This is a genomic window from Micromonospora sp. NPDC049047 (genome assembly GCF_040649135.1).
Lineage (GTDB): Bacteria > Actinomycetota > Actinomycetes > Mycobacteriales > Micromonosporaceae > Micromonospora.
The window spans coordinates 417,317-436,251 of the sequence record NZ_JBEZEY010000001.1; the positions used below are offsets into that span (position 1 = coordinate 417,317).

Consider the following 18,935-nt stretch of genomic DNA (forward strand, 5'->3'; position numbering starts at 1 on the left):
AGACTACACCGAGGGTATACCTCGCGTATATACATTCGGGGTGTTCTCGTTGGACCCCTGGTCGGGGCAGCACTGTGGTCGGAGGTCAGCCGGTCAGGGCGCGGGCCACGGCGTAGCCGGCGGTGGCTGCGGCGAGCCCGGCGGCCACACTGCCCAGCACGTAGACGATCGCGAGGCCTTGATCGCCGCCCCGGGCGAGCCGCAGCGTCTCGTAGCTGAAGGTGGAGTAGGTGGTAAGCGCGCCGCAGAACCCGGTGCCGAGCGCCGCCGTCACCGCCGGACCGACCGGCCATCCGACCAGCGCGCCGAGCAGCAGGGACCCGACCACGTTGACGGTCAGCGTGCCCCAGGGAAACGCCGAGTCGTGCCGGGACTGCACGGCCCGGTCGGTGAGGTAGCGCAGCGGCGCGCCGACGGCCGCGCCCAGGGCGATGAGCAGGACTGTCATCGGGTCGCCCCGCGTCGCAGCAGTCGGGCGGTGGCGGCGTCGCCCAGCCAGACCGCGACGAGCGCCCCGAGGAGCGTGGCGGCGAGGTAGGCCAGCGCGGTACCCGGAACGCCAGCGACGATCGTCTGCTGGACATCGACAGCGTAGGTGGAGAAGGTGGTGAACCCGCCGAGTACCCCGACCCCGAGGAACGGGCGAGCCAGGGGGTGCCCGCCGCCGAGGTGCCCGAGCACGGCCATCAGTACGCCGATCAGCAGACACCCGGACGTGTTGACACCGAACGTCGCCCAGGCGAACCCCGTCGGCGGGTGCGGTACGGCGTGTTGCAGGCCGGCCCGGGCCAGCGCGCCGAGCACCCCGCCGGCCGCGATGGCGGCGAGCGTCGTCGCGGGGCGCGCGGCCAGCTCGCCCCGGTCGGCCGAGACCCGCAGGTCGACGTCGGGGTCGGTACGCGGGTCCAACGGCTCTGCCACGGGTTGTCAGCGTAGTGCGGGCGACAGCGGCGTCGCTCACCTCCCCGCGAGGGTGGCGTTCGTCAGCCCCCGCTGAGGGCGCGGCGGTCACCTTCCGGCGCGGGTGGCGTCACCGCACTGCCGCGACAACGGCGTCCGGGCCCCCTCGCCAGACCGTGCCGACCTCGCTGAAGCCGGCCGCGGTGAGCGCGGCCAGGTGCCAGGAGACCGGCGGGTTCCATTCGGGGCTGTGCCCGGTCGGGTAGATCGCGTGTCGTTGGGCGACCAGCGGGGCGAGCGTCGGGTCGGCGCCGGCCCGCTCCCACCAGTCCGACCAGGACAGCGTCGAGCCGGCGGCGTACCGGGCGTTGCGTCGGTCCCGGGCCCGGTCCATCAGCCGCTTGGTCAGCTCCGGCAGGGTGTCGTCGGGCATGTGGTCGGCGTTGACGAAGACGCCGCCCGGTCGCAGCACGTCGCGCAGTTCGGCGTAGAGCTGCCCGAGCCGGTCGGCCGGCAGCCAGTGCAGGGCGGTGGCGGTGAGCACGGCGTCGTACTCCTGGTGGGGGAGCGTGGAGCGCCACTCGGGGGTGCCGAGGTCGGCCGTGACGATGGTGGCCCGTTCGGCCAGCGAGGCGGCGGCGATGGCGAGCAGCGCCGGGTCGAGGTCGACAAGTGTCGGCTCCGCGGCGGGGAAGCGGGCGAGGGTCCGCAGCGAGATGCTGCCGGTGCCGCCGGCCAGGTCGAGCACCCGCGGCGGCCGGCCGTCGAGGACCGCGTCGACGGTGTCGAGCATGGCGGTGAACCGGTGTTCCCGGTCCGGGAGGTAGGCCTCCTGCTGACGGTCCCAGCTCTCCTGCCAGGCCCAGGGATCCACAATGTAAGGACTCATGTCAGGAAGGCTAGTTACGTTGCGACCGCGTTGTCCAGACCTTGTTGCACATAGTTTGCAACTGCGGGATGATGGCAGAGCGATGATCAGAGTGACGCCGGGTCGGGCACCAGCCTGACCCGGCGTTCTCCTGTCGACGGCTCAGACCGCCGCTTTCACCAGGGCCGCGTCGGTCTCGGTCGGCTCGCTGCGACGGGCCAGGCGCAACGCACCCAGCAGGACGCCCAGCCCTGCCAAGGTGAGCGCCGCCCCGGCCCAGATCGGCGAGGTGTAGCCGAGTCCGGCGGCGATCGTCACCCCGCCGATCCAGGCGCCCAGCGCGTTGCCGAGGTTGAACGCCGCGATGTTCGCCCCGGACGCCAGGGTCGGCGCCTGGCTGGCGTAGTGCATGATCCGCATCTGCAGCGGCGGGACGGTGGCGAACCCGAACCCGCCCATCAGTACCAGCGAGATGACGGTCAGCACCGGGTTCGACGCGGTGAGCGCGAACCCGACGAGCACCACGGTGAGCACCGCCAGCACGGTGACCAGGGTGCGCGACAGTGACCTGTCCGCGGCCCGGCCGCCGAGCAGGTTGCCGGCGAAGAGCCCCGCGCCGAACAGGACGAGCAGCCACGGCACGGTGCTGCTGGCGAAGCCGCTGACCTCGGTGAGCGTGTAGGCGATGTAGGTGAAGGCGCCGAACATGCCGCCGAAGCCGAGCACGGTGATCACCAGCGACAGCCAGACCTGCGAGTGGGTGAAGGCGCGCAACTCGCCGCGTAGGCCACCGGCGGGCCGGTCGGCGTTCGTGCTGTCGCCGGCCGGAATGAGCAGGGCCAGCCCGATCAGCGCGACCACCCCGATGGCGGTGATCGCCCAGAACGTCGACCGCCAGCCGAAGTGCTGCCCGAGGAAGGTGCCGAAGGGGACGCCGAGCACGTTCGCGATGGTCAGGCCGGCGAACATCATCGCGATCGCGCCGGCCCGGCGGGCCGGTGCCACGAGGCCGGCGGCGACCACGGCGCCGATGCCGAAGAACGCGCCGTGGCAGAGCGCGGCGACGATCCGCCCGGCCATCATCACGGCGTAGTCGCCGGCGACAGCGGAGAGCAGGTTGCCGATGATGAAGAGCACCATCAGGCCCAGGAGCACCGGCTTGCGCGGCAGCCGGGTGACGGCCGCGGTGAGGGCGATCCCGCCGACGGCCACGCTCAGCGCGTAGCCGGAGATCAGCCAGCCGGCGACCGGTTCGGTGACCGCGAAGTCGGCGGCCACCTCGGGCAGCAGCCCCATGATCACGAACTCGGTGAGCCCGATGCCGAAGGCGCCGATCGCCAGCGCGATCAGGCCGGGCGGCAGGGACCTGTGGGGTACGGACATGGTCTTCCCATCGGGGAGGGGGCAGATATGCGGCGCGTGCAACTACCCGCGCCGGCAACGAAATACTTGCACACGCCGGATATCGGCGCAAGCGTGCTAGCCTGGGGTCGTCGAGATCACCCCCGAGGAGGGCCGGCATGGGCATCGCCGACGACGCGGTCGAGATCCGCGCGCAGGGCTGGCGCACCCTCGCCGCCCTGCACGGGTTGATCGAGACGTCCCTGGAACGGGCCTTGCAGGCCGACCACGACCTGTCCGTCGTCGAATACACGGTGCTCGACGCACTCTCGCGGCAGGACGGCTGGCACATGCGGATGAGCCAGCTCGCCCGCGCCGCCGCGCTCTCCGGCAGCGCCACCACCCGCCTGGTCACCCGGCTGGAGCAGCGCGGCCTGCTCACCCGCATCCTCTGCGCCGACGACCGGCGCGGCATCTACACCGAGTTGACCCCGGCCGGCTCCGACCTGCTCGCCCAGACCCGCCCCACCCACGACCGGGTGCTCACCGCGGCGCTGGCCGAGGCCGAGGCCACCCCCGAGTTGGCCCCACTCGTCGACGCCCTGCACCGGCTGCCGGCCGCCCGCTGACCGCCCCGTCAGCCTCGACGCCGGCGGGCGTACGGCCTGCGGACTCCGCAGCTGTCGCCGCACTTTCAGTGCGTACCGTGCGGGTGGAGCGGCGGCGTTCCCGCCCGGACGAGGTGGAGCGGTCGATGGGCAAGATGCGCCGCATCGGCGACCGGCGACCGGCGACCCTGTTTCGTCTCCTGTAGAGCTGCCCCAGATCTGGGGCAGGTGCGCTGGTCCCGGTGGGGTGGGCGTCCTGGGGACCGGTGGGTGCGCGTCCTGGGGGCCTGCCCCGACGCCGCTGCGGACCTAGGATTCGGGCCATGCGCGTGCTGGTGGTCTCCGCCCCGCTGGTCGGTCATGTCTTCCCGCTGGTGCCGCTCGCGGTCGCGCTGCGCGACGCCGGCCACGACGTGCTGCTGGCCACCGGCGGCGATGGTCTGACCGCCGCCGACGCCGGGTTGCCCGTACACGACATCGCACCGGGCTTCGACTTCGGCCGGATCGCCCTGAGGGTCTTCCCTCGCCATCCGCTGATCGCACGCGCCGAGATGGCCGGCACCGCCGGCACCCGGGGCGCCGGCCTGCTCTTCGGCGCGCTCAACGACCAGCTCACCGACCCGGTGGTCGCGCTGGCCGCCCGGTGGCGGCCCGACCTGGTGCTGCACGAGCCGTTCGCGGTCGCCGGCGCGGTGGCCGCCGCGCGCCTCGACGTGCCGGCCGTACGCCAGGAGAACGCCCTCTTCGACGGCCGCGACCTGGTCCGCGCCACCACCGCCCGGCTCGGCGCCGCCCTGCGCCGACACGGTCTGACCGAGCTGCCGCCACCCGCCGCCGCCCTCGCCGTGGCCCCGCCCAGCGTCGCCACGCAGAGCGGTTGGCCGATGCGGTACGACTCCTACGTCGGCGGCGGTGAGCTGCCGGCCTGGCTGCGCGAACCCGGTGAGCGGCCCCGGATCCTGGTCACCCGCAGCACCCTGACCGGCCCCGGTGACCGGGGGCCGATGCCCGCCGTGGTGGCGGCTGCCGCGCAGGTGGACGCCGAGATCGTGCTGGTCCGACCGGACCAGCGGTCGGCTCGCTCGCTGCCCGGCAACGTGCGGGTGGTCGACTGGATCCCACTCGACGCGGCATTGCCGGCGAGCGCGGCGCTGGTCCACCACGGCGGAGCGGGCAGTGTCTTCGGCGCTCTCACCGCCGGTCTGCCCCAGCTGGCCACCGTCGGTCCCGGGGACCGGCGGCACAACGCCGAACTGGTGGCCCGTCGCGGTGCCGGCCTGGCGCTGCGCCCCCGGGACATCACCGCGCCGGCGCTGACCCGTCTGCTCGACGACGGCGACCTGCGTACCGCCGCCGGGCAGGTCGGCCGGGAGATCGCCGCGATGCCGCCGCCGACGGACCTCGTCGCACGGCTGGCGGCGTTGGTCTGACCGCCGCCCCGCGTGGCCCCACCGGCCGTGCGGTCGGCTGCGGCAGGATGACGTGATGCGACACGTCGTGCTGTTCCACTCCGTGTACGGGTTGCGGCCCGCCGTGCGCGCCGCCGCCGACCGGCTGCGGGCCGCCGGGCATCAGGTCAGCACCCCCGACCTGTACGGCGTACCCGCCACCGACACCGTCGAGGAGGGCTTCGCGCTACTCGACAAGATCGGCCAGGAGGTGGTGCTCGACCGGGCCCGGACGGCGCTCGCCGAGCTGCCACCCGAGACGGTGCTCGCCGGCTTCTCGATGGGCGCCGGGGTGGCCGGGGCGCTGCTGGCCGAGCGCCCGGACGCCGCCGGTCTGCTCCTGCTGCACGGCACCGGTGGGGCACCGGACGCGGTCCGGCCCGGCTTGCCGGTGCAGCTGCACCTGGCCGACCCCGACCCGTACGACGCACCGGACGAGGTCGAGGAGTGGCAGCAGGCGCTCACCGGCGCCGGTGCCGACCTGACGGTCTTCCGCTATCCCGGTGCGGGGCACCTGTTCACCGACCCCGACCTGGCCGAGCATTCTCCGGACGCCACAGCGGCGACCTGGCCGCGGGTGCTCGCCTTCCTGGCCGCTACCTGACTGCCGGCGGGCGGCGTCCCGCCGCAGCGCGGGGCAGCACCCGACACCTCGCGTTCGATAGCGTGGCGGCACTATCAAGATCTTGAGCGGGGTGGGCAGTGCCGACGACAGCTTTCGACGAGTACGAACGGTCGCGCTGGGCCGGACGCGCGGCGGCGTTCGACAACAGTCTCGCCGCCCTCTGTGCCCATCCCGCGCCATCGTTGCTGGACGCCGCGCACGTCGCCGCGGGCACGCGGGTGCTCGATGCCGGCACCGGCTCCGGGACCGTGGCCGGGCTGGCGGTCGCCCGGGGCGCCACAGTCGTGGCCGTCGACGCCGAACCCAGCATGGTCGAGATGGTGCGCGGCCGTGTCCCGTCCGCCGAGGTCCGCCTCGCGGCCCTGCCCCACCTGCCGTTCCCCGCCGGGCACTTCGACGCGGCCGTGGCGAACTTCGTGATCAATCATGTCGGTGATCCGCTTGCCGCGATAGGCGAACTGCGACGGGTCGTCCGGGCGGGAGGCCGGATCGCGGTGACGATCTGGCCCGACCCGCCGCCGGAGGCGCAGCGGTTGTGGGGCACGGTGTTCGACACCGCCGGGGTCGACCGGCCGACCTCGGTGCCGTCGGTGGACGCGGAGCGGGACTTCCCCCGTACCCCCGACGGGTTCGCGGGTCTGTTGGACGCCGCCGGTCTCGCCGACGCGCGCTGCGACACGATCACCTGGGCGCATCGCACCGACCCGGAGGCCTGGTGGAGTGGCCCGGCCAACGGCATCAGCAAGCCAGGTCTGGTGCTGCAGCGTCAGCCGCCGGAGATGGTCACCCGGATCCGGGCCGCGTACGACGAACTGACCGCCGCCTACCGCGACCCGGACGGCCTGCTCGTACTGCCGACCGCGGCGCTGCTGGCCTCGGCGTCCGTGCCGTGACCGGGCCGTCGACGCGCCCACCCGGCCGACCGCGACCGCCGGCGGACCGTCAGGCGGTGGCGGCCAGTCCCGCTGCCCGGCGGACCGGCGGTGGGCCGGGTACGGCGCGTGAACCATCGGGCGGCACGCCGTCACCGGTGCGCACACCGGGACCGGCTGACTCCGGCCCGGCCGGCACCGCACGAATCGCCACCGGGGTCTGGTCGACGTCCGCGGACCAGTGACCGCCCGGGTTGGTTCGCGGCGCGGTCGGCGGCACCCCACCGGCCGGCGCGACGGCCCGGAGCCGGTGGACGTCCGGCGCCCGGTTGGTGCTGCGGGGCGGCGCGGCCGGCGGGGTCGCCATCGTCGGGGTGGGCAGGCGGGGCGGGGCGGGTGCCGGCGGCGCGAGGGCGGTGTCGAGGCCGACCCGGGAGCGAACGCTCTCGAGGCGCACTACCGCGGCGCCGTGGGTGGCCGCGCCGCCGCCGACACGGGCGGCCCCAGCGGAGTTCACGACAGCGCGACTCGGCCGCCGCAGGTCGGGACGGGCGGTGTCCTGCCGTGGGGTGTCGGCGCTGCGGCGGGTGAAGATGGCCCGCAGCGCGCGGGGCAGCCGTTCGGTGGCGACCTGACGCAGCGCGGGCGACGCGAACGCGTACCCGTCGGCGTGGTGGGGGAGCAGCAGTCCGGCCGCGACCAGCCGGTGCAGTGCCGGTGCGGACCGGCCGGGCACCCAGCCGAGCGCCCGGTCGAGCGCCGCGCCGGAGATCACGCCGCCGAGGACGCCGGCGGCCATCAGCACCGCCCGCTGCTCACCGTCGAGCTGGTCCACCTCGGCGCCGACGGCCCGGCGCACCGCCTCGGGCAGCGGGAGCGCCGCCGGGTCCGCCCCGGCCACTATCGACGCCACGTACGCCGTCGCGTGCCCGGGCCGCCCACCCACAAGCGGCAGCAGCCGGTCCACCAGGGTCGGCGGTTGACCGGACCGGGTCAGCAGATGGCGCAGCAGCCGCCCGGCCTGCACCGCGGCCAACGGTCGGATCGGCACCGGGCGGGCCACTCCGGGCGGGGTGTCGGCCCACTGCGGTTGGTGCAGGGTGACCACGGCCAGTGGCAGCCCCCGTGCCGTCGCCGCGCCGAACAGCGCCCGCAGAAACGCGCTCACCGCGGGCGCCGCCCGGTCCACGTCGTCCACGGCGACGATCAGCGGCACCTGGGCGGCCAGGCTCAGCAGGACGTCGCGGCAGATCGCCGCGCCGGCCATCGCCGCGGCGGAGCCGTCCGGGTTGGTGAGCAGCCGCTGCAGGAGCGGGACCGCGCTGGCGACCCGCGCCGGTGGGAACAGGGCGCTCAGGGCGGCGACGAGCCGGTCGTGGACCGCCGCCGGTCCGTCACCGCGACCCACCCCGACGACACCGCGGAGCAGCTCGGCGACTGGTTCCAGGACGTGCTCGGGGTACGGCTGGCAGGCCGTCGCCGACCATTGCACCGGCCTGCCGTCCACAGTGGTTAGTCCGCGGGTCAGCTCGTGCAACAGGCGACTGCGGCCACTGCCGGTGGGCCCGACCAGGGAGACCCAGCACGGGGTCTGCTCTCGGACGGCCAGGCTCAGCTGGTCTCGGATGGTGGCCAACTCGCGGCGCCGACCGATCAGCGGGACGTCGTGTCTGTCGATGCCGGGACGCACCGGCCCGACGGCGTGCCAGACCGGCGCTGGCGACACGCGGCTGGCGACCGCCAGCCGACGCTTGGTGATCAGACCGGCGGTGGCCTCCGCGGTGGCCGCGCAGAGCGCGACGGCGCCCGGTGGCGCGTACTCCTGTAGGCGGGCCGCGGCGGTGATCACCGCGCCGCTGGCCACCCCGTGCCCGCCGCTGACCGCGCCGCGCAGGTCGACGATGACCTCGCCGGTGGCGACCCCGACGCGTACCCGGGGGCGGATGTTCCCCACCATCGGCCGGCAGTCCAGCGCGGCCTGGATCTCGAGTCCGGCGCGCACCGCGCGGTACGCGTCGAAACCGTCGGAGTGCCGAGCGCCGAAGAGCGCCATCACGGCGTCGCCGATGTACTTCTCCACCACTCCCTGCCAGCGGTGCAGCACACCGGCGACGGTGTCGAAGTAGACGCGCTGCAACGCGCGGACGTCCTCCGGGTCGAGTTGGTTGACCAGCGCCGTCGAGCCGACGATGTCGGCGAAGAGCACCGTGACCGTGCGTCTCTCCTCCGGTACGGGCCAGTGCGGGCCCGCGGGCCGCCGCGCGTCGCCGACGATGATGCTGGTAGCGGTGGTGGTCATGGCTTCGCACCAACCCTTCTCCCCGCTGATGCCTGGTGACCTCAGGAGACTGGCATCGCTGGTCTGACGGCGGATCTGCAGAACGACGTATGTCGGCCACCTGCCACCTTTAGTCGCGAAGTCGACGCGAGGAGTACCACAACCGGCAGTTGGCCATAGAACGGGCCGGGGGCAAGTGATTAGGCTGCGTGCCATGGTCAGCGATGTGGACACCGCACCGCTCGTGGGCCGGACCGAGCTGGTGCGGACGGTTCGGTCCGCGCTTGTCGCTGGCGCCGCACACGGGCAGACCGCCGCCGTCTTCCTCAGCGGTGAGAGCGGTGTGGGCAAGACCCGACTGTTGGGTGAGGTCGGCGACGTGCTGCGTGCGCAGGGCGCCGTGGTGCTCACCGGCAGCTGTCTCGACATCGGCGACGCCTCCCCGCTGCACCCGCTGTTGCAGGCGCTGCGCCGCTTCGACGCCGATCTGTCCACCGCGCACCCGCGCACCTCGGCCGCGGTGCGGGGGCTGTTGCAGGTGTTCGCCGACGAGACCGCAGGGCCGGACGGCGCGGGCGCGTTGCTGGAGCGGGTCAGCCGCGGGCTGCACCTGATCGCCGAGGGCAGACCACTTGTGCTGATCCTCGACGACCTGCAGTGGGTCGACCGGAGCACCCGACAGTTGCTGCTCTACCTGCTCGCCGGGCTCGGCGACCTCCAGCTCTCCGTGTTGGCGGCGGTGCGGGCCGAGTCGTTGCAGGGCGCGCACCCGCTGCGTCGGGTGCTCACCGAGCTGCGTCGGCTGCGGACGGTGCGGGTGCTCGACCTGGCACCACTGGACCGGGCCGGCACCGAGAAGCTCGCTGCCGCAGTGGTCGGCCGGGCACTGCCCGCCGAGTCGGCCGAGCAGATCTGGCAGCGCAGCGGGGGCAACCCGTTCGTCATCGAGGAGCTGGCCCGCGACCTGCGCGACGGCCGCGACGGCCTGTCCGAGACACTGCGGGAGATCTTCCTCGACCGGGTCGACGCGCTGCCCCAGCACGCGCACGCCGTGGTGCACGCGGTGGCCGCCGGGGTGGAGCCGGTCCAACACTGGCTGCTGGCCCAGGTGCTGGGGTTGCCGGAGCACGAGCTGATCGAGGCGGCGCGCGCCGCGGTGGCCCACCGGCTGCTTGTCGGCGCCGACGACGGTTACCGGCTGCGGCACCGCCTGGTCGCCGAGGTGCTCGCCCACGAGCTGTTGCCGGCCGAGCGTTCCGGGCTGCACCGCCGCTACGCCGAGGCGCTGACCGCCGCGCCGGGTGAGCTGCACCAGGCCCGGCTGGCCCACCACTGGCGGTTGGCCGGTGAGCCGGCGCGCGCGTTGCCGGCCGCGGTGGCCGCGGCCCGGGAGGCCGAGCGGCTGCACGGTTACGCCGAGGCGCACCGGCACTGGTCGGCGGCGTTGCAACTGGCCGCCGACCCGGGCCCGCTGGCGGTGGACCGGGTCGAACTGCTGGAGAATGCCGCCGAGGCGGCCCACCACTGCGGCGAGCACGCCCGCGCGCTGGCCCTGTTGGAGGAGTTGGCCACGCTGCGCGGCGGCGAGCCGAGCAGCGCGCTGCACATCCGTCGGGCCCGCTACCTGGCCGCCGCCGGTCGTTCCGCGCTGGCCGAGGAGGAATACCAGCGGGCGCTGACCGCTGCCGACTGTTCCCCGCGGGACCAGGCCACCGCCGCCGCCCGCCTCGCCGAATTGCTGCTGCACCTGGGCCGCTACGCCGACGCCGGCCGGCGGGCCCGGGAGGCGCTGGCCTTGGCCGCCGAGGTGGCGGGCTCCGCCACCGAGGTGGTGCTGGCCAGCGCGGCGCTCGGCTTCAGTGACGCCTACCTGGAGGACCCGGAGGCGGGGCTGGCGGTGATGCGCGACGCCCTCGACACCGCCGAGCGCGCCGGCCAGCCCGAGGATGTGGCCTGCGCGTACCTGCACCTGGCGGAGCTGTTGACCGGGCCGCTGAACATCCTGGAAGAGGGTGTGGTGGTGGCCCGGCGTGGCGCCGAGCGGGTCGCCGAGCTGGGTCTGGGCCGCACCTGGGAGACCCGGCTGCTGGCCGTCGCCATCAACGGGTTGTTCCGGGTGGGCCAGTGGGCCGAGGCGGAGAAGGTGGTCGCCGCCGCCCTGCGGCACCGACCGTCCGGCGCGGACGCTGTCGAGCTGCTGCTGGCCCGCTGCCGACTCTCGGTGGGCTACGGCGACATCGACGCCGCCAGCCGCGACCTCGACGCGGTGGCGACCCTGCTCGCCGGAGGCGGGGCGCGGCACGTCATTCCGCTGCTCACCCTGCGCGCCGGGCTGGCCATGTGGGAGGGCCGGCACGACGTGGCGCGGCTGGCGGTGCAACGTGGCCTCACCGAGAGCCGTTCCGACGACGTGACGATCCTGTCCGCGCTGGTCTGGCACGGCCTGCGGGCCGAGGCCGAGGCACACGCCAGCCGTACCGTGGCGGTGGACCCGACAGTGGTACGCCGGCTGCGCGACGTGACGGACCGGGTGGCCCGCAAGAGCGTCGGCGCGGCCGGTCCGGTGCGGTCGGTGGTGGACGGGTTCCTGGCACTCTGCGCCGCCGAGGTGAGTCGACTCGACAGCAGCGACCCGGACCTGTGGGCCGCCTCGGTCGCCGAGTGGGATCGACGCCACCACCCCTACCCGGCGGCGTACTCGCGGCTGCGGCAGGCCGAGGCGCTGCTGGCCCGCCGCAGTCGGCTGGCCACCGCGGGCAAGTTGCTGCGGGAGGCGTACCAGGTGGCGCAGGGGCTGGGCGCGGTGCCGCTCACCTCGGAGATCCGCGAGCTGGCCGGGCGGGCCCGGGTGCCGTTGGAGGAGCACGAGGCCCTCAGCGCTACCCGGGCAGCCCCGACCGAGGCGTCCGACGACGAGTTGGCACTGCTCACCGCCCGGGAGCGGGAGGTGCTCGCGCTCGTCGCGGAGGGCCTGACCAACAAGGAGATCGGGCAGCGGCTGTTCATCAGCGAGCGGACCATCGGGGTGCACGTGTCGCACATCTTCGACAAGCTCCAGGTCCGTACCCGCGTCCAGGCCAGCGCGATCCAGTTACGCAACGTCCGAAGCTGACGATGCGTACCGTCCACCGGTGCGTGTGCGCGCCGGGATACGTCGTTCTACTGATTCGGCGGGTGGGTGTCGGCTGAGAGGCTGGGCCGCGTCGACGACGGCACGGGGGATGCCGCCGACCACTATGGAGGAGACATGGTCGAACTGGTCTGGGGGCCCGTGCACCGCGACATCGTCGATCTGCTCGCCGACCATCCCGCGGACGTGCCAGCAGTGGTCGATCACCTCACCAAACTCCAGGACATGTTGGTGCGGTTGCCCCCGTTGGGCGCCAGTTGCCCGCTGGCGGACTTCAACAGGCTCTACCTCACCATCACCAGCAGCGTGCTGGACGGGTTGTACGACGATCGGTTCGTCGACCCGGCCTTCCTCTCCCGGCTCGACGTGGAGTTCGCCGCGCGGTACTTCGACGCGATGCGGCTCTGGACCGACTCCAGCCCCGGCACTCCGAAGGCGTGGTCGTGCCTCTTCGAGCGGATGCGTGGGCCGGATGCCCGCCCGCTGCCGTCGGCGGCGGCCGGGGTCAACGCGCACATCAACTTCGACCTGCCGTTCGCGCTGGTGACCACGTTCGACCACCTGGAGTCGGAGCCGGTCGACGGCAGCGATCAGCACCACGACTACCTGGAGATCAACAAGATCTTCGCGGACAAGATCCCCGGTCTGCGCCGGGGCTATCTGGAGCGGTGGCAGCTGCTCATCGACATGCTCAACGGCGACATCGACGACTGGTACCAGGGGGAGCTGGTCGAGTACACCCGCGATGTCGCCTGGCGTAACGCGCAGAAGATCTGGCGGTGCCGGCACGATCCGGACGCCCGCGAGTGTGAGCGCACGCGGTTGGACGACAACGCCGCGGCGCTCGGCCGGCTACTGCTCTCCCCCCTGGGAGCGTTTCTGCAGTAGTCGGGACGGGGGGTCCCCGCGTTCCGCCCCGTGGGGGGTGGCCGGAGCGCGGGGACACGTCCCCCACCAGATCCACCCACCCCGGGTGGCCGGCCGTGCCCGGTCGACCCGGGAGTCACAGCCGGTCGGCCGCGGGGGTGCCGACCGACTGCCAAGCCGGTCGGCCCGCGGGGGTGCCGACCTGCCCCACCGTCGGCCGGCCACGGGGGTGCCGGCCGACGGTGGGGTCCGGGGGAGTCGGGGTCGTCCCGACGATGGCGGGCTGTCGGGGGTGTCGGCGGGCTCGTAGCGGGTACGCCCGCGCCATGACCGTCCTGGCCCGGCGCCGGCCCGCCGCCCGACCCCGGCCCGCGCGGCCCGGCCCGCTGCGGCCAGGCGGCCCGGTGCCGCGACCCACCATCCGACCTGGTGCGCGATGACCGGTGCCGAGACGCGGTTCGCGTTCCGCTTCGACCCGCTGTTCCGGCCGGTGCTGGCGCTGCTGGGGGTCCGCCCGGCGACGGCCTGGGTCGCTGTCACCGGCCGGGAGCTGTTGATCCGGTACGGGCCGTGGCGGCTGCGGACCGAGCGCGGGAACGTGACAGCCGTCGAGCTGAGTGGCCCGTACCGCTGGTGGCGGGTGATCGGACCGCACATGTCGCTCGCCGACGCGGGCGCCAGCTTCGGCACCAGCACGGCCGGCGGGATCTGCCTGCGTTTCGGGACGCCGGTGCCGGCTGTGGTGCCGGGCGGGCGGCCGCGACACCCGGCCGCCACGGTGACCATCGCCGACCCGCCCGCGCTGGCCCGCCTGCTCGCTGTTCCGGACCTGTCCTGAGCTGGCCATTCACCTGCCCGGTTCCGCCGGCCGGGTCCCGCGCCACCGCCTACCGTCGGATCAGGACCTGTGAGGGTGGGACTGGCGATGGGTGACGAGCACCGGGCGAAACCACGACGTTGGAGCGGACGCCGTCACGCGCCCACCGGGCCGGACCCGGCTCTGCGGGCGGCCCGCGACCCGGCCCGCCCGCACCGGGGCGGCCGGCCGGGTGTCGTGGTGCCCGAACGCGTGGCGACGCCGGCGCGCTCGACGCCGCCGGCCAGTCCGCTGCGCCGGTGGCTGTTCCAGCACCAGGTGCAGCCACCCGGGCCGGAGGCGGGCGAGGGACAGAACCGCAGGCACGCCTGGTGGCAGGTGATGTGCCTGACCGGCGTCGACTACTTCTCGACGCTGTCGTACCTGCCGGGTATCGCGGCGGTGGCGGCCGGTGCGCTGTCCCCGCTGGCGACCCTGCTGATCGTCGTGCTCACCCTGTTCGGCATGCTGCCGATGTACCGGCGAGTGGCCCAGGAGAGCCCGCACGGGCAGGGGTCGGTGGCCATGCTGGAGCGCCTGCTGCCGTTCTGGCGGGGCAAGATCTTCGTACTCGTGCTGCTCGGCTTCGTGGCCACCTCCTGGATCATCACGATCACCCTCTCCTCGGCGGACGCCACAGTGCACCTGTTGGAGAACCCGTACCTGCCGGACGCGCTGCACGGCCCCGCCGTCCCGGTCGTCGTCACCGTGGTGCTGCTGCTCATCCTCGGCGGGGTGTTCCTGCTCGGCTTCCGGGAGGCGGTGGTGGTGGCCATCCCGCTGGTCGCCGTCTTCCTGGCGCTCAACGCGGTGATCGTCGCGGTCGCGGTGGCCCGGATCGTCGGCGACCCGGGCATCGTGTCGGACTGGACCGCGGCGCTCACCGCAGGCGGCGGCGGGCCGGGCCACGTGCTGCTCACGGCGGTGCTGGCGTTCCCGCTGCTGGTGCTGGGCCTGTCCGGTTTCGAGACCGGGGTGAGCATGATGCCGCTGGTCCGGGCCGACGGGGCGGACAAGCCGGCCCGCCTGGCCGCAAGGATCCGCAACACCCGGCGGCTGCTCACCACCGCCGCGCTGATCATGTCGGTCTACCTCGTCTCGACGACCTTCGTGACCACGGCGCTGATCCCGCAGGAGGAGTTCCGCCCCGGCGGGGCCGCCAACGGGCGGGCCCTGGCGTTCCTGGCGCACGCCCACCTGGGGGAGGCCTTCGGCACCGTCTACGACGTGAGCAGCGTGCTCATCCTCTGGTTCGCCGGCGCCTCGGCGATGGCCGGGCTGATCAACATCGTGCCGCGCTACCTGCCCTCGTACGGCATGGCGCCGGAGTGGGCGCGGGCGGTGCGCCCGGTGGTGATCGTCTACACCGTGGTCAGCGTCGCCATCACCGTCGCCTTCCGGGCCGACGTCAACGCGCAGGCCGGGGCGTACGCGACGGGCATCCTGGCGATGATGGTCTCCGGTGCGGTGGCGGTGACGATCTCCGCGGTCCGCCACCGCCAGCGCGCCATCGCCATCGGTTTCACGGTGCTGACCCTGGTGCTGCTGTACGCGTTGCTGGAGAACGTCATCGAGCAGCCGGACGGGATCACCATCTCCGCGCTGTTCATTCTCGGCATCATCGTGGTGTCGTTGGTCTCCCGGGTCACCCGGACCACCGAGCTGCGCGCCGAGCGGATCGAGTTCGACGAGCCGGCCCGTCGGTTCATCACCGAGTCGCTGGCCCACGACGGGCAGCTGCACCTGATCGCGAACAAGCGGCAGAGCGGGTCGGTGAAGGAGTACACGGTCAAGGAACGGGCGCAACGGGGGATGAATCCGGTGCCCGGGGCGGCGGACGTGCTCTTCCTGGAGATCGACGTGGTCGACCCGTCGGAGTTCAGCCAGGTGCTGCGGGTGCACGGGATCGAGGCAGGTGGCTTCCGGGTGTTGCGGGCCAGCAGCCCGGCGGTGCCGAACGCGATCGCCGCGATCCTGCTGGCCCTGCGCGACGCCACCGGGGTGCGGCCGCACGCGCACTTCGAGTGGTCCGAGGGGAGCCCGATCGCGCACCTGGCGCGCTATCTCATCCTCGGTCGGGGTGACACCCCGCCGGTGGTACGGGAGATCATCCGGCGGACCGAGCGGGACCCGTTGCGCCGTCCCGGGATCCATGTCGGCGGCTGACCGGCGACCGTTTGGTGGGTTCAAAGATGAATAGGGGCACTATTCACGTTCACACCTTCCTGTCCGTATTGCAGACCTATCGTGACGTTTGGTGGTCGACGCTACGTCGAGCCCCCCGCGCCCGGATCGGCGCGCGGTCACGTCTTGCAGGCAGGAAGGCAGGCACCTTTGATGTCCACGTACCACGGGGGAGACCGCGAGATCCGACCCAGACGCCGGTCCCGATGGTTCCTGGCCAGCGGGTTGCTGGCGGGGAGCCTGGTCGTGGGAGCGGCCGGCGTGGCCGGTGTGGCCGCTGCGGCCGACCGTCACCTCGCCCTCCCCGGTCTGGGCCGGCTGAGCACGGCAGCCGGCAACGACGACGACCGCCGGCCCGGCGACCGGGGCGGCGCGGAGCGCGACCCGGACAGCGCCGAGCGGGGCCGCGCACCCGGCCCGGGCACCGGCAAGCGGGGCGTGGTGTCGGTGCCCTGCGACGCCGCGAAGCTGGTCGCGGCGCTGGTGACGGCGAACGCCGAGGGCGGCGGGGAACTGCGGCTCGCGCCCAAGTGCCGCTACCTGCTCACCGAGGCGTTCCACGAGACCGACCAGTACGACGGGGGGATCCGCGACGCACGGGAGGCGGCCGACGCCGCGGAGACCCCCGGCGACGCCGACGCCCCACCGCACAACCCGGCCGACGACACCGCCGGCCTGCCGGTGATCTACCAGAGCATCACGATCGACGGCGCCGGCGCCACCATCGCCCGGGACGCCCAGGCCGCGCCGTTCCGCTTCTTCACCGTCCGCGACGGTGGCGAGTTGACCCTGCGCGACATGGAACTGCACAACGGCCGTTCGGCGATCGAGGGCGGCAGCGTGCACGTGGTGCACGGGGCCACCGCGGTGGTGGAGCGGGTCACCGTCTCGCAGAGCACCTCGCTGTCCCCGGAGGGCGGCGGCGGTGGGATCTTCAACGACGGCAACATGGTGGTCAGCGACTGCACCTTCGTGGGCAACAGTGCCTCCGGCGCGGCGGGCAAGGGCGGGGGCCTGCTCAACGGCGGTGTGCTGACCCTGAAGCGCTCCGAGTTCCGCAGCAACAGCGCGAACGGCTACGGCGGCGGGCTGGGCAACTACCGCGGCGCGGCCGACGTGGAGAGCGTCTCGTTCACCCAGAACAGCGCGGGCCAGGGCGGCGGTCTGGCCAGCTTCTCGGCCCGCACGAAGGTTTCCGACACCGAGTTGCTCAACAACACCGCGCAGGTCGGCGGCGGCGCGGCGAACTCCGACGCGGTGCTGGTGATGCGCAAGATGACCATCCGCGGCAACACGTCCACCGTCAACGGTGGCGGCATCTCCACAGTGAAGGGCCTGACGCCGATCGACGACAGCGTTGTCGACGGCAACACCACCCACGGCGTCGGCGCCGGGATCTACGCCGAGAAGTCGAACCTGCTGGTCCGCGGCAGTGACGTGACCCGCAACGAGGCGGTCGGCGCGGCGTCCACCGGCGGTGGCATCTACGCCTCAGCGGGTTCGGTGGCGATCTACACCAGCAAGGTCACCCACAACGCCTCCACCGTGAAGCCCGGTGGCATCTCCGCCATGCACGCCCAGGTCAAGATCGACGACGAGAGCGTGGTCGTCGAGAACGAGCCGACCAACTGCGAGGGCAGCCCGGTACCGATCGCGCACTGCTTCCGCTGAGCAGACCGACGCGCCGGCGCGGCGCGTGGCCGGCCGCCCGGACGATCACCACGATCGTCCGGGCGGCCGTCCGCTGTCCCGCCCGGCCGTCGCGGGCGGTCGTCGCCTCGTCCCGTTCGACAGTCCGAGCGTGCGGGCGGTGGCCGTGCCGGCTGCGTCAGGACCTGGCCCGCAGCCGGGCGGAGAGGGTGCCGGCGAAGAAGTCGAGGAAGCCGTCCGGGTCGGGGCCGGCGTTCTGCAGGACGATGTGATCGAAGCCGGCCTCGACGTACGACTGGACCTTTGCCACGTGCGGCTCCGGATCCGGGCCGACGGCGAAGAGCTGACGGATGTGCTTCTCCTCCACGTGCGCGCTCGCCGCGTCGAAGTTGACAGGGTTCGGCAGTTCGCTCATCACCTTCCAACCGGTAACCATCCACCTGCTGGTCTGCATCACCGCCCGTACCGCCTGCTGCTCGTCACTTGCCCACGCCAGGGGGACCTCGGCGTAGCGCGGGCCGGAGCCGCGGGCCCGCCGGTAGTGCTCGACGATCGAGGCGTCCGGTTCGGTGGCGAACAACCCGTCGCCCAGCTCGGCGGCGAGCTGGGCCGACGCCTCGCCACTGGCCGCCACCGCGATCACCGGCGGGGTGTCCGGCAGGTCGAAGATCCGGGCGTCCTCCAGGTGCAGGTGCCGGCCTTCGTAGGACTGGTAGCCGCCCTGCCAGAGCAGTCGGATGATCTCCAGCGCCTCGCGCAGCCGTTCGTGTCGGCCCCGGACGCTGGGAAAGCCCGCTCCGACCACGTGCTCGTTGAGTCGTTCGCCGGCCCCCACCCCGAGGGTGAACCGCCCGTCGGAGACCAGCGCCATGGTCGCCGCCGCCTGCGCGATGATCGCCGGGTGGTAGCGGACGGTCGGGCAGGTGACGCCGGTGGCCAGACCCAGGGTGCTGGTCTTGGCGGCGATGGCGCCGAGCACGCTCCAGGTGAACGAGGAGTGGCCCTGCGCGTCCAGCCAGGGGTGGAAGTGGTCGCTCATCTCGACGAAGTCGAAACCAGCCCGTTCGGCAAGCACGGCCTGCCGGATGATCTCCTGAGGGCCGTATCCCTCCGCGGCCAGCTTGTAGCCGATCTGCATGCCACGCTCCCGTTGTCGTCGGCCGACTGACGCGGGGGCGGTTCCCGACCTCCGCGCCGACAAACCCCGACGACACCCGCAGGCCAGCCCCCTAGGATGCCGTACGGGGTGTGTGAGCCGAGCCGCCCTCCGGGCAGACCTCGGCCCGTGCCCCGGGGTCAGGGGGCACG

General features: G+C 73.4%; 15 protein-coding genes. 9 read left to right on the top strand and 6 right to left on the bottom strand.

Annotation, left to right across the window (positions count from 1 at the left end):
• Positions 1-85: 85 nt before the first annotated feature.
• The 4 genes from crcB to AB0B86_RS01810 form a co-directional block, all read right to left on the bottom strand.
• A complete protein-coding gene (gene crcB, locus AB0B86_RS01795) occupies positions 86-448 on the bottom strand; it encodes a fluoride efflux transporter CrcB (RefSeq protein WP_357411820.1) in 363 nt (120 codons plus the stop codon).
• Entirely contained in the window at positions 445-921 is a 477-nt protein-coding gene (locus AB0B86_RS01800) for a CrcB family protein (RefSeq protein ID WP_357411819.1), read from the bottom strand. Before AB0B86_RS01800 ends, crcB begins: the two co-directional genes overlap by 4 nt.
• Before the next feature lie 109 nt (positions 922-1,030).
• The gene (locus AB0B86_RS01805; protein ID WP_357411818.1) at positions 1,031-1,789 is read right to left on the bottom strand and encodes a class I SAM-dependent methyltransferase; all 759 of its coding nucleotides are present in this window, start codon (positions 1,787-1,789) and stop codon (positions 1,031-1,033) included.
• Positions 1,790-1,930: 141 nt separating this feature from the next.
• Entirely contained in the window at positions 1,931-3,151 is a 1,221-nt protein-coding gene (locus AB0B86_RS01810; protein WP_357411817.1) for an MFS transporter, read from the bottom strand.
• Positions 3,152-3,288: 137 nt separating this feature from the next.
• Here AB0B86_RS01810 and AB0B86_RS01815 point away from each other — a divergent pair, with 137 nt between their 5' ends.
• The 4 genes from AB0B86_RS01815 to AB0B86_RS01830 all read left to right on the top strand — a co-directional run bounded on the left by AB0B86_RS01815 (position 3,289) and on the right by AB0B86_RS01830 (position 6,683).
• Entirely contained in the window at positions 3,289-3,738 is a 450-nt protein-coding gene (locus AB0B86_RS01815) for a MarR family transcriptional regulator (protein WP_357411816.1), read from the top strand.
• 302 nt (positions 3,739-4,040) lie between these two features.
• Positions 4,041-5,147, top strand: coding sequence for a nucleotide disphospho-sugar-binding domain-containing protein (locus AB0B86_RS01820; protein ID WP_357414896.1), 1,107 nt, complete (start codon positions 4,041-4,043; stop codon positions 5,145-5,147).
• A 55-nt stretch (positions 5,148-5,202) separates the two neighbouring features.
• Positions 5,203-5,769 carry a dienelactone hydrolase family protein gene (locus AB0B86_RS01825; protein WP_357414898.1) on the top strand — a complete coding sequence of 189 codons (567 nt, stop codon included), beginning with the start codon at positions 5,203-5,205 and terminating at the stop codon, positions 5,767-5,769.
• Positions 5,770-5,867: 98 nt separating this feature from the next.
• Positions 5,868-6,683, top strand: coding sequence for a class I SAM-dependent methyltransferase (locus AB0B86_RS01830; RefSeq protein ID WP_357411813.1), 816 nt, complete (start codon positions 5,868-5,870; stop codon positions 6,681-6,683).
• 49 nt (positions 6,684-6,732) lie between these two features.
• On the opposite strand, the gene AB0B86_RS01835 is transcribed toward AB0B86_RS01830, so the two are convergent.
• Entirely contained in the window at positions 6,733-8,961 is a 2,229-nt protein-coding gene (locus tag AB0B86_RS01835; protein ID WP_357414900.1) for an adenylate/guanylate cyclase domain-containing protein, read from the bottom strand.
• 193 nt (positions 8,962-9,154) lie between these two features.
• Between AB0B86_RS01835 and AB0B86_RS01840 the strand changes: the two genes are divergently transcribed.
• The 5 genes from AB0B86_RS01840 to AB0B86_RS01860 all read left to right on the top strand — a co-directional run bounded on the left by AB0B86_RS01840 (position 9,155) and on the right by AB0B86_RS01860 (position 17,648).
• Positions 9,155-12,052 (top strand): AAA family ATPase, encoded by a 2,898-nt coding sequence (locus AB0B86_RS01840; RefSeq protein WP_357414902.1) that lies wholly within the window; start codon positions 9,155-9,157, stop codon positions 12,050-12,052.
• 135 nt (positions 12,053-12,187) lie between these two features.
• Positions 12,188-12,958, top strand: a complete 771-nt coding sequence (locus AB0B86_RS01845) for a DUF5995 family protein (protein ID WP_357413790.1) — start codon at positions 12,188-12,190, stop codon at positions 12,956-12,958.
• Between the two features lie 415 nt (positions 12,959-13,373).
• Positions 13,374-13,775, top strand: a complete 402-nt coding sequence (locus tag AB0B86_RS01850) for a hypothetical protein (RefSeq protein ID WP_357414904.1) — start codon at positions 13,374-13,376, stop codon at positions 13,773-13,775.
• A gap of 87 nt (positions 13,776-13,862) precedes the next feature.
• On the top strand, positions 13,863-15,959 hold the full coding sequence (locus AB0B86_RS01855; protein WP_357414906.1) for an amino acid transporter: 2,097 nt from the start codon (positions 13,863-13,865) through the stop codon (positions 15,957-15,959).
• 171 nt (positions 15,960-16,130) lie between these two features.
• On the top strand, positions 16,131-17,648 hold the full coding sequence (locus AB0B86_RS01860) for a hypothetical protein (protein WP_357414908.1): 1,518 nt from the start codon (positions 16,131-16,133) through the stop codon (positions 17,646-17,648).
• 157 nt (positions 17,649-17,805) lie between these two features.
• On the opposite strand, the gene AB0B86_RS01865 is transcribed toward AB0B86_RS01860, so the two are convergent.
• Positions 17,806-18,765 carry a TIGR03557 family F420-dependent LLM class oxidoreductase gene (locus AB0B86_RS01865; protein ID WP_357412535.1) on the bottom strand — a complete coding sequence of 320 codons (960 nt, stop codon included), beginning with the start codon at positions 18,763-18,765 and terminating at the stop codon, positions 17,806-17,808.
• Positions 18,766-18,935: the final 170 nt, after the last annotated feature.